The following is a 4,153-nucleotide window of genomic DNA, read 5'->3' as shown; positions in this document are numbered from 1 at the left end:
GCCGGACCCCCACCCCGCCCTGATCGCCGTACTGGACCCGACCGCCCGCACCTGGCTGGACGAGAGCGTCGCCAAGGTGACGGCCGACGCCGTCGCCGTACGACGGCTCTTCCCCGCCGCCCGAAGGCGCTGCGGACACGACCGCATCGACCCCTACTGGACCGTCGACGAGGCCGCCCGGGCCGTCCTGCTCACCGCGCTGCCCCTGCGCGGCCAGGCCCTCGCCGACGAGGTGACCCGTCTGCACCGGCACGGCGACCCGGCCGAACAGCGCGCCGTCCTGCGCGCCCTGCCGCTGCTCGACCTGGACGGCCTCGCCCTGCCCCTCGTACGGGAAGCCCTGCGCGGCAACGACACCACCCTGATCGAGGCCGCCCTCGGCCCGTACGCCGCCGCGCACCTCCCGGACGCCGAGTTCCGCCAGGCCGTACTGAAGTGCGTGTTCTGCGAGATCCCGCTCGACCGCGTCACCGGCCTCGACAGCCGCGCCGACCGCGAACTGGCCCGTATGCTCGCCGACTTCGCCCACGAGCGGATCGTGGCCGGACGGGACGTACCCGAGGACATCGTGCCCGTCGTCCGCGCCTTCCCGGACGTCGTCGGCGCGGAGCTCAAGCACGCACTCACGGACCGAACGACGGACCGACTCGCGGACGTACTCAAGGAAGAGGGCTGACCGTGCGTATCTTCGACCCCCATATCCACATGACCTCCCGCACGACCGACGACTACGAGGCGATGTACGCCGCCGGAGTGCGCGCCGTCGTCGAGCCCGCCTTCTGGCTCGGACAGCCCCGGACCTCGCCCGAGAGCTTCTACGACTACTTCGACGGGCTGCTCGGCTGGGAGCCCTACCGTGCCGCCCAGTTCGGCATCCAGCACTTCTGCACGATCGCGCTCAACCCGAAGGAGGCGAACGACCCGCGCTGCGTGCCCGTCCTCGACGAGCTGGACCGCTATCTCGCCAAGGACCGGGTCGTCGCCGTCGGCGAGATCGGCTACGACTCGATGACGCCGGAGGAGGACGAGGCGCTCGCCCGTCAGCTCCAGCTCGCGATCGAGCACGAGCTGCCGGCCCTGGTGCACACCCCGCACCGCGACAAGGCGGCCGGTACCCGGCGCACCCTGGACGTCGTACGGGAGTCGGGCATCGCCCCCGAACTCGTCGTCCTCGACCACCTCAACGAGCTCACCGTCGGCATGGTCCTCGACAGCGGCTGCTGGGCCGGGTTCTCGATCTACCCGAAGACCAAGATGAGCGAGGACCGGATGGTCGAGATCCTCCGCGAGCACGGGACCGAGCGGGTGCTCGTCAACTCCGCCGCCGACTGGGGTCGTTCGGATCCGCTCAAGACCCGCAAGACGGCCGACGCCATGCTCGCCGCCGGGTTCGACGAGGACGACGTCGACCGGGTGCTGTGGCGCAACCCCGTCGCCTTCTACGGCCAGAGCGGGCGGCTGGAGCTGATCGAGCCCAAGCCGGACGAAGAGGCCACCTTCCAGGGCAACTCCATACGCCGCGGGGGAGCGTGACCCATGCGCTTTCTGCATCCGGACGGAACGACCGTCCATCTCGGCTACTGCAGCAACGTCCACCAGGCCGAGGACCTTCAGGGCGTCATCGCCCAACTGGCCGCGTACGCCGAGCCCGTGCGCGCTCACCTCGGCGCCGACCGGCTCGGCATCGGACTGTGGCTGGCCAGGGGCGTGGTCACCGAACTCGCCGACGACGAGGGGGCGTTGGCCCGGCTGAAGCGGGAGCTGCGGGCGCGCGGACTGGAGACCGTCACCCTCAACGCCTTCCCGTACGCCGGGTTCCACCGCGAGGTCGTCAAGAAGGACGTGTACCTGCCCGACTGGGCCGACGAGGCCCGGCTGAAGTACACCCTGGACTGCGCCCGCGTCCTCGCCGCCCTCCTCCCGGACGACGTCGACCGCGGCAGTGTCTCCACCCTGCCGCTCGCCTGGCGCACCCCGTGGACGCCCGCCTGCGCCGAGGAGGCCAGGCACGCCCTGGAACGGCTGACCACGGGCCTCGCGGCGCTGGAGGCATGGACGGGCCGCCGTATCCGCGTCGGCTTCGAACCGGAACCCGGGTGCGTCGTCGAGACCACCACCCAGGCCGTACGGGAGCTCGGCGGACTGGACCCCGACCGGCTCGGCGTCTGCCTGGACGCCTGCCATCTCGCCGTGCAGTTCGAGCAGCCCGCCGAGGCACTGCGCCGGCTCGCCGAAGCCGGGATGCCCGTCGTCAAGCTCCAGGCGTCCTGCGCCGTGGAGGCCGCGAACCCGGCCGACCCCGCCGCCCGCGCGGCCCTGCACCGGCTGGCCGAACCCCGGTTCCTGCACCAGACGCGGACCACGAGCGACGGTGACGTCGTCGGCGTGGACGACCTCCCCGAGGCTCTCGACGGCGGCCTTCCCGCCGACGGCGGCCCCTGGCGCGTCCACTTCCACGCCCCGCTGCACACCGAGCCGGAACCCCCGCTGCGTACGACGGCCGACCAGCTCGACCAGGTCCTCACCGGGTTGCTCGGCGGGGCCTCGGCCGGCTGCGACCACATCGAGGTCGAGACCTACACCTGGTCCGTCCTGCCCGAACCGCCCGCCGACCTGCCCGGCGGCATCGCCGCCGAACTCGCCTGGGCCCGCGACCGGTTGACCGGCCTCGGCCTGAAGGAGGACCCGTCATGACAACCGACTCGGCCAGCCGTGTGGTCGTACTCGACATCGTCGGCCTCACCCCCGGCCTGCTCAAGCACATGCCCGCCGTGGCCGCCCTCGGCGAACGCGGCTTCCAGGCCCGCCTCGACACCGTGCTGCCCGCCGTCACCTGCACCGTCCAGTCCACCCTCCTCACCGGCGCACCCCCGTCCACGCACGGCGCGGTGGCCAACGGCTGGTACTTCCGCGACCTCGGCGAGGTCATGCTGTGGCGCCAGCACAACGCGCTCGTCGGCGGCGAGAAGATCTGGGAGACGGCCCGCAGGTCGAACCCCGACTACAAGGTCGCCAACATCTGCTGGTGGTACGCGATGGGCGCCGACGTCGACTGGACGGTCACCCCGCGCCCCGTCTACTACTCCGACGGCCGCAAGGAACCCGACTGCTACACCTGGCCGCCCGCCCTGCACGACGAACTCACCGACCGGCTCGGCCCGTTCCCGCTGTTCACCTACTGGGGCCCGAACGCGGGCATGCCCTCCACCCAGTGGATCCTGGCCGCCGCCCGCCAGGTCTTCGACGAGAAGCGCCCCGACCTCACCCTCGTCTACATCCCGCAGATGGATTACGAGCCCCAGCGCTCCGGCCCGGATTCCCCCGAGACCGTCCGCGCCGCCCGCCAACTCGACGACGCCCTGCGCCCGTTGATCGACCACTTCCTGCGCGAGGGCGCGACGGTCGTGGCGCTCAGCGAGTACGGCATCACACCCGTCTCCCGCCCGGTCGACATCAACCGCGCCCTGCGCAGGGCCGGCCTGCTGGAGGTGTACACGCAGGACGGCATGGAGTACCTCGACCCGTGGACGTCCCGCGCCTTCGCGGTCGCCGACCACCAGGTCGCCCACGTCTACGTCCGCGACCCGGCCGACACCGAGGCCGTCGCGAAGATCGTCGGTGAACTCGGCGGCGTGGAGCGCGTGTTGGACGCCGAGGGCAAGGCGGCACACGGCCTGGACCACGAGCGCTCCGGAGAGCTCGTCGCCCTCGCCGACCCCGACGCCTGGTTCACGTACTACTACTGGCTCGACGACGAACGCGCCCCCGACTTCGCCCGCCAGGTCGAGATCCACCGCAAGCCCGGCTACGACCCCGCCGAGCTCCTCTACGACGAGACGGTCCCCGCGGTGAAGCTGCGCGCCGTCGGCCAGGTCGCCCGCAAGAAGCTCGGCTTCCGGTACCGCCTGAAGACGGTCCCGCTGGACCCGTCCGGCGTCCGCGGTAGCCACGGCCGGCTGCCCGCCGACCCCGACCACGGCCCCGTACTGCTGTGCTCGGAGCCGGAGCGGGCCCAGGACGCCTACGCGGCGACGGAGGTCAAGTCCCTGCTGCTGGGCCTGGCCGGCCTGCCCGCAACCCCCGACGCCGAGCAGAACGCACAGCACGACGCACAGCAAGGAACGCAGAAATGACGACCCACCCGCCCCTGCCC

The 4,153-nt window shown here is 72.0% G+C and carries 4 protein-coding genes; all 4 read left to right on the top strand.

Annotated features, from left to right (window positions below; genetic code table 11):
• A partial coding sequence (locus L0P92_RS42635) for an EboA domain-containing protein (protein WP_372497428.1) occupies window positions 1-676 on the top strand: 676 nt, incomplete at its 5' end.
• 2 nt (window positions 677-678) lie between these two features.
• On the top strand, window positions 679-1,533 hold the full coding sequence (locus L0P92_RS42630) for a TatD family hydrolase (RefSeq protein ID WP_234768515.1): 855 nt from the start codon (window positions 679-681) through the stop codon (window positions 1,531-1,533).
• Window positions 1,534-1,536: 3 nt separating this feature from the next.
• On the top strand, window positions 1,537-2,694 hold the full coding sequence (gene eboE / locus L0P92_RS42625) for a metabolite traffic protein EboE (protein ID WP_234768514.1): 1,158 nt from the start codon (window positions 1,537-1,539) through the stop codon (window positions 2,692-2,694).
• Window positions 2,691-4,133 (top strand): alkaline phosphatase family protein, encoded by a 1,443-nt coding sequence (locus tag L0P92_RS42620; RefSeq protein ID WP_234768513.1) that lies wholly within the window; start codon window positions 2,691-2,693, stop codon window positions 4,131-4,133. The genes eboE and L0P92_RS42620 overlap by 4 nt, the downstream gene beginning before the upstream one ends.
• Window positions 4,134-4,153 lie beyond the last annotated feature (20 nt).

It is taken from the genome of Streptomyces muensis (assembly GCF_021474425.1).
In the GTDB taxonomy this organism is placed as follows: domain Bacteria; phylum Actinomycetota; class Actinomycetes; order Streptomycetales; family Streptomycetaceae; genus Streptomyces; species Streptomyces muensis.
Note: the sequence above shows the minus strand (reverse complement) of the source record. Positions and strands in the feature narration are given on the sequence as shown.